The organism is Donghicola eburneus (genome assembly GCF_900115865.1).
GTDB classification, from domain to species: domain Bacteria; phylum Pseudomonadota; class Alphaproteobacteria; order Rhodobacterales; family Rhodobacteraceae; genus Donghicola; species Donghicola eburneus.
Genome location: NZ_FOXY01000038.1, coordinates 1 through 6,776, shown reverse-complemented (window position 1 = coordinate 6,776; position 6,776 = coordinate 1). Strand labels below are relative to the sequence as shown.

Below are 6,776 nucleotides of genomic sequence, written 5' to 3'. Positions count from 1 at the left end.
TCAAAACGTCGCCTGCCACGTGTTCTTGGTCCTGCCTTGAAAGCCCACCCTCTTCACAGGGACAAAAAGTTGAAGACGCAGGACGCATGATAGAGTTCAACCATTCGGTTGTCGTTGTTCAACTTCGAAAACAAGCAACGATAGTAATGTTATAAAAACAGATGCGAGCATAAGTAGCGCTTGTCCAGAACACATCGCGATAAAGAAGTAAGTGAGCAAGATGAAAAATACGAACATCCTCATTGTCTGATTCCTTCTCCACACGGCTTTAAAATACAGCCGCTATGTGACGGTTTTTTAAATTCACGGAAGCTATTCTGGTGTTCTCACAGGAACCAAGGGAGCGCTCCAATATCCTCGTTGATGGTACTTCCAGAAAAATGCAACTATTTGATCATTTCGGGTTGGCGTTTTGAACGCGATGATTTTACGATTATCTCGCACGACAGGGCTGCAAAGGAAAAGAAATGATGAAGAAGATTCTCTTTGTAACTTCTATCGCTTTGACACCCCCCAAACCTTCCAATCGCGCAAGGGGGTGCAACTTTCGTCTCACCTGAGAGCTGAGCACCTGGAAAAGCAGGTAGTGCGACTGGCAGAGCCTCAGTTGCCGCTGGCGGCGGTACTGCTGCTAGGACCGGTATGGCTGCAGCCGGCGCGGGAACGGCTGTTGCGGGAGCAAGCGGCCTCGCCGGGCCTGGGGGTCTCGGTGTGGCTGGAGCCGCAGCTGTAGGCTTGTGCGATGCCAATGCAAACGCCGGCGGTGGCAGCACTAATGCTACATCTTCGACACGCGGCACTGATTAAACAAATTCGCATGCAAGAATTTATCTATAACGAAAAGTTTTAGAAGGGTGCAAACGGTTGCTAACGCATAGGATTGTAAGACTTAGTCTATTTTTACACTTCATTTAATCCCACAACAAAAAAACTTGCGGGTACAACGCAAAAAGAATTTGTATTTACAGGATGAATTATGTCCACCGCACTGATTGTTCTGGCAGCCGGCCAAGGCAGCCGCATGAACTCTGACCTTCCGAAAGTCCTTCATCAGGTCGCGGGCGCTCCTCTTTTAGTCCATGCGATGAAGTCCGGCGCAGCCTTGTCGCCCGAGCGGCAGGTGGTTGTTGTGGGCCACGGCGGCGCACAGGTGGCCGAGGCGGCCCGCCACTGGGATGACGAGATCCAGATTGCCGAACAGACCGAACAGCTCGGCACCGCCCACGCGGTCGCCCAAGCACGCCCCGCGCTAGAGGGCTTCACCGGCGACGCGATCGTTCTGTACGGCGACACCCCTTTTATCAGCCCCGACACCATCGAACAGATGGTGCAGGCCCGCGCTACCCACGACGTGGTGATCCTGGGGTTCGAGGCTGCCGATCCCGGCCGCTACGGACGCCTTGTGATGAACGGCGACAAGCTAGAGCGCATCGTTGAATTCAAGGACGCGACCGAGGCCGAGCGCGCCATCACCCTGTGCAACAGCGGCGTGGTCTGCGCCAAGGCCGAGGTACTGTTCGACCTGATCGACAAGGTCGGCAATGACAACGCCTCGGGCGAATACTACCTGACCGACATCGTGGGTCTGGCGTGGGACACAGGCCGCAGCGCCACAGCAGTCACTTGCGCGGAATCCGAGACCATGGGCGTCAACACCCGCGCCCAACTGGCCGAGGCCGAGGCTGAATTCCAGTCGAAAATGCGGGCTGAAATGCTGGCGGGCGGCATCACCATGACCGCGCCCGACACCGTGTTCTTTGCCCATGACACAATCGTGGGCCGCGACACCATCATCGAACCCAACGTGGTCTTTGGCCCCGAAGTGACCGTGGAATCCGGCGCAACCATTCGCGCGTTCAGCCACCTCGAGGGCTGCCATGTCAGCCGCGGCGCGATCATCGGCCCCTACGCCCGCCTGCGCCCCGGCGCGGAAATCAGCGAACACGCCCATATCGGCAACTTCGTTGAGGTGAAAAACGCCATGATCGGCGAAGGCGCCAAGGCCAACCACCTGACCTATATCGGCGACGCCACCATCGGCAAAGGCACCAACATCGGCGCAGGCACCATCACCTGCAACTATGACGGCTTCTTCAAGCACCACACCGAGATCGGCGAAAACGCCTTTATCGGGTCCAGCACCATGCTGGTGGCCCCCGTGCGCGTGGGCCACGGCGCGATGACCGGCTCCGGCTCTGTCGTCACCACGGATGTGGAGGACGGAGCCCTGGCCCTTGGCCGCGCCAAACAGGTGAACAAACCCAAAATGGCGTTCAAGCTGATGGATATGCTGCGCGCCAAAAAGGCAGCCGCCAAGAAGGAGACCAACTGATGTGCGGAATCGTCGGAGTTCTTGGCAATCACGAAGTTGCCCCCATTCTGGTCGAGGCGCTGCGCCGTCTCGAATATCGCGGCTATGACAGCTCGGGCATCGCGACCGTCGACGATGGCGAATTGCGCCGCCGCCGCGCGGTCGGCAAGCTGGTCAACCTGTCGGATCTGTTGGTCCACGAACCCCTGACCGGCAAGGCGGGCATCGGCCACACCCGTTGGGCCACCCATGGCGCGCCCTCGGTCGTGAACGCCCACCCCCACCGCTCGGGCCCCGTGGCGGTTGTCCACAACGGCATCATCGAGAATTTCCGCGAATTGCGTTTGGAACTCTCGGCGCACGGCATCGTCTGCGAGACGGAAACCGACACCGAAACCATCGCGCACCTAGTGCGCATGTACATGGATCAGGGCCAGTCCCCGCGCGAGGCTGCGGCCAGCACCATCGCCCGCCTCGAGGGCGCGTTCGCCCTCTGCCTGCTCTTCGAGGGCGAAGAGGACCTGTTGATCTGCGCCCGCCTCGGCTCGCCCCTGGCCATCGGCCACGGGGATGGCGAGATGTTCGTCGGCTCGGACGCGATCGCGCTGGGTCCGATGACCAACCGCATCACCTATCTCGAAGAGGGCGACTGGGCCGTCATCACCCGCGCTGGCGCCGAAATCCGCGATGCGAGCGGCCAGCAGGTCCACCGCGAAACCCGCACCATTTCCATGGACAGCGCCCGCGTGGACAAGGGCGGCCACAAGCACTTCATGGCCAAGGAAATCGCCGAACAGCCCATCGTCATCGGCGACGCCCTGACCCACTACCTGACCACCGACGGCACCGACATCGTCCTGCCCGAGATCGACTTTACCGCCATGTCGCGCATGACCATGGTGGCCTGCGGCACCGCCTATTACGCCTGTGTCACGGCCAAATACTGGTTCGAACAGCTGGCCCAACTGCCCTGCGAAATCGACATCGCATCCGAGTTCCGCTACCGCGAACCCCCGATGCCCGCAGGCAGCGCAGCCCTGTTTGTCAGCCAGTCGGGCGAAACCGCCGACACCCTCGCGGCGCTGCGCTATTGCAAGGGCAAGGCAGACACCATCCTGTCGGTCGTCAACGTCCCCGAAAGCTCGATCGCGCGGGAATCCGACGTGGCTCTGCCCATCCTCGCGGGCACCGAAATCGGCGTCGCCTCGACCAAGGCGTTTACCTGCCAGCTGACCGTTCTGCTCCTGCTCGCCCTGCGGGCCGGCCACCAGCGCGGCCACATCAGCGACGCAGAGCTTGGCACCCACCTGAACAACCTGCGCGCATTGCCCGGCGTCCTGAATCACGCCCTGAACCAGACCAATGGCTTCGAAGAGGTCTCTGCCGAACTGGCCGAGGCGACCGATATCCTCTTCCTTGGCCGCGGCCTGATGTTCCCGCTGGCGATGGAAGGCGCGCTAAAGCTCAAGGAAATCAGCTACATCCACGCCGAAGCCTATGCCTCGGGCGAACTGAAGCACGGCCCAATCGCGCTGATCGACCAGACGGTGCCCGTGGTGGTGCTGGCCCCGCGCGACAGCCTCTTCGACAAGACCGTCTCGAACATGCAAGAGGTCATGGCCCGCAACGGCCGCGTCCTGCTGATCACCGACAAAAAGGGCATCGAAGAAGCACAGGACGGCACTTGGCGCACCATCGCCATGCCCGACGTGGACCCTGTGCTGACCCCGATCCTGTATGCCCTGCCCGCGCAGCTCTTGGCCTACCACACCGCCATCGCAATGGGCACCGACGTCGACCAACCCCGCAACCTCGCGAAATCGGTCACCGTCGAATAGCGTAAACGCAGGCTGATCACCCTTCGAGTGTAAACGGTGTCTGCACCCCACATTGCGCTGATGGGTTGGCGATGCGAGATCATTCCTGTTTGCTAACGGGGAGTGCGTTTCGCAATGTGCGCGATAAAATCGTTTCTCATTTCATTGGGCGTTGAATTTCATCCTTCGGGGCATCGGACTTGGTCTGAAGAAGCAAAGGCGCATCTGGTTGCGGAAACATTGGAGCCTGGCGCTACGGTCAAGGGTAAGCGCCGGCTGACCACCCTCCAAGTTGTGTCTTGACGACACTTGGGTTGGTCGCATGCGCTCAGCCGATGAGCTTCGCGTCTTTCATGCGTTTGATTGAGTCAGCAACGCTTGTCAGGGTGCCGAGCGCGCCAAAGGTCTCGCTCTTGGTCATGTTCTTGTTGTTCTCGAAGACATCCATGCCTTGGGTCAGCAGCGCCATGATTTGCGCTTCGTCGATGGCGTTCTTGCGGAGGGCTTCGACGATGACGCCCTCCATGATCATTTGCTGAGCCGTGATCTGCCCTGCGATCACCTCGATGCTGCGCTCGAGATCTTTCATCTTGCTCATGAGTACTTTGACCCGTTCGGCTTGAAGTTCCAGGGCATCAGGCTTTTGATGTCATCCTGCATATGTCCGTTCAATATCTTGTCCAGCACGTGTTCCAGATAGGCCTGCGGGTTAATCCCGTTCAGTTTGCAGGTACCGATCAGCGATGCCATGCGTGCCCATGTAACCGCCCCGTCGTCGTTTCCCGCAAAGAGTGCGTTCTTCCTTGTAAGAGGGATCGGGCGAATTGCGTTCTCTACTGCATTCGTATCCATCTCGATGCAGCCATCGTCAAGGAACCGGGTCAGGCCCACCCATCGTTTGAGGCCATACCTGATATGGCGGGCCAGATCCGAGCTTGAAGAGAGCAGGTCAAGTTGCCCTTCCAGCCAAAGGCGCAGTGCAGCCACGATGGGCTTGGAAAGCTGTTGCCTGACGGCGCGCCGAACGTCCGGCGCTTTGCCCCGGATGTCAGCCTCGATCCGATAAAGCTGCGCGATGCGATTGGTCATTTCCAGACAAATCGGGGAGTGTGTCGTGCGGCTATAATCGACGAAGCGGCGTCGCCAATGCGTCCAGCAATAGGCCATCGTCCAAGGGGCATTGGTTTTCTTCGGATCACTTAATGCATCGTATCCGGCGTAGCCATCAACGGTCAGCTGGCGCCCCTGGAAGTCACGGAAGATCTCTTGAGCGGTTTTGGCGCTCCGGCTTCTGGCATGCTGGAACACCACGATTGGCGGATCGCCTCCTCCCCAGCCGCGTTGATCGCGGACCACGGCCCAGAGATAATCCTTGCGTGTCTTGCCTGTGCGTGGGGCCAAGACCGGAACCGTGGTCTCGTCTGCGAAGAGATGGTCACTCGCTTTCAGGTCGTCGATCAAAGCGTCGATGAGAGGCGCGAGGTGGAATGCGACGCGGCCCGCCCAATTGGCCAGCATGGTGCGATCAATCTCGATCCCCTCCCGGCGCCAGATCTCGGCTTGTCGGTAAAAGGGAAGGTGGTCGCAGAATTTGGACACGACAGTATGGATAGCGAACCGGTTTGTCCCAAGACCGCGCGGCACAAGGAATTCCGGCGCCGGGGCTTGCGCGTGGGATGCGCCCTTGCACGCCCGGCACATGTATTTAGGACGCACGGTGACCAGCACCCTGAACCGGGCTGGCACGACATCGAGCCGTTCGGTGCGATCTTCCCCGACCCGAACCATCTCACCGCACCCACAGGGGCAGGACGTGTTTGCAGGTTCGATAACCTCTTCGACACGTTCCAGATGCTCCGGCAGCCGCCCTTTGTTCCGGTTTACGGCAGACGCGTGCCGAGGCGCCTTGCAGAGAGCTTTATCGGCGGCCTCTCCCGCGGCCGCCAACTGCCCTTCCGCGACCTCGATATCTTCAGCAAAGAGATTGCGCTGATCGGGATCACCCTTTTCCGAGCTTGGGCCAAACCGCGCGTGCCGGGACTGGAGCAACAGCCGTTCCAGCCGTGCGTTGGCCTCGGCCAGAGCCGTATTGGCCGCCTCTGCGCGGGCCAATCGTTGCTCGAGATCGGCAACATATTCAGGGCTGATTTGGTTTGAGGCAGGCATGACCTGTTATACACCACCATGCCTGCTTGCGCTGCGGAATTCGCCCCCATGAGTCACCCCGCCGCACGTTATCCAGCGCGCTTGGGCTGGTGGCGCCGCTCGGCCCGAACCGCCTTCCAATCCAACCCTTCAAACAGGGCCGTGAACTGTGCAGGCGTCAGCCTGATCACACCGTCCACGGGCCGGGGCCACTGGAATTGGCCCCCTTCCAAATGCTTGTAGACCAACACCAGACCCGTCTGATCCCAGACCAGAATCTTGATCCTGTCCCCGCGCTTCGATCTAAACACAAAAATCGCCCCACTGTACGGATCACGTCCCAGCACCGTTTGGACCACCAGCGCCAAACCCGCATGCCCCTTGCGCTTATGAGGAGCTCCTCATAACCGCAATTATGCAGGGCGCATGATTATGCGGAGTCCGCAGCGGCAACGGCTTGCCGACTGCGGTGTTTTTAGCAGAAATCACTCGACATAATCTGC

Annotated in this window: 5 protein-coding genes and 1 pseudogene; 3 read left to right on the top strand and 3 right to left on the bottom strand. The window is 59.7% G+C overall.

Annotated elements, in window-relative coordinates; all coding sequences use genetic code 11:
• Positions 1-412: 412 nt before the first annotated feature.
• From BM225_RS21930 to glmS, 3 genes are all read left to right on the top strand, one after another.
• Positions 413-733 (top strand): hypothetical protein, encoded by a 321-nt coding sequence (locus BM225_RS21930; RefSeq protein ID WP_177218684.1) that lies wholly within the window; start codon positions 413-415, stop codon positions 731-733.
• 243 nt (positions 734-976) lie between these two features.
• Positions 977-2,332 carry a bifunctional UDP-N-acetylglucosamine diphosphorylase/glucosamine-1-phosphate N-acetyltransferase GlmU gene (glmU, locus tag BM225_RS21245; protein WP_092465517.1) on the top strand — a complete coding sequence of 452 codons (1,356 nt, stop codon included), beginning with the start codon at positions 977-979 and terminating at the stop codon, positions 2,330-2,332.
• Entirely contained in the window at positions 2,332-4,149 is a 1,818-nt protein-coding gene (glmS, locus tag BM225_RS21240) for a glutamine--fructose-6-phosphate transaminase (isomerizing) (RefSeq protein ID WP_092465516.1), read from the top strand. Before glmU ends, glmS begins: the two co-directional genes overlap by 1 nt.
• A 307-nt stretch (positions 4,150-4,456) precedes the next feature.
• On the opposite strand, the gene BM225_RS21235 is transcribed toward glmS, so the two are convergent.
• The 3 genes and pseudogenes from BM225_RS21235 to tnpB form a co-directional block, all read right to left on the bottom strand.
• Positions 4,457-4,726 carry a hypothetical protein gene (locus tag BM225_RS21235; RefSeq protein ID WP_092465515.1) on the bottom strand — a complete coding sequence of 90 codons (270 nt, stop codon included), beginning with the start codon at positions 4,724-4,726 and terminating at the stop codon, positions 4,457-4,459.
• Entirely contained in the window at positions 4,723-6,294 is a 1,572-nt protein-coding gene (gene tnpC / locus BM225_RS21230; protein ID WP_092465514.1) for an IS66 family transposase, read from the bottom strand. Before tnpC ends, BM225_RS21235 begins: the two co-directional genes overlap by 4 nt.
• Before the next feature lie 68 nt (positions 6,295-6,362).
• Positions 6,363-6,647 (bottom strand): annotated as a pseudogene (gene tnpB, locus BM225_RS21225) (IS66 family insertion sequence element accessory protein TnpB); the annotation flags it as partial.
• Positions 6,648-6,776 lie beyond the last annotated feature (129 nt).

Bases quoted from the DNA above. Each gene is read 5' to 3' on its own strand.
- glmU (WP_092465517.1), top strand. From the start codon at position 977: ATGTCCACCGCACTGATTGTTCTGGCAGCCGGCCAAGGCAGCCGCATG.
- glmS (WP_092465516.1), top strand. From the start codon at position 2,332: ATGTGCGGAATCGTCGGAGTTCTTGGCAATCACGAAGTTGCCCCCATT.
- tnpC (WP_092465514.1), bottom strand. From the start codon at position 6,294: ATGCCTGCCTCAAACCAAATCAGCCCTGAATATGTTGCCGATCTCGAG.
- BM225_RS21235 (WP_092465515.1), bottom strand. From the start codon at position 4,726: ATGAGCAAGATGAAAGATCTCGAGCGCAGCATCGAGGTGATCGCAGGG.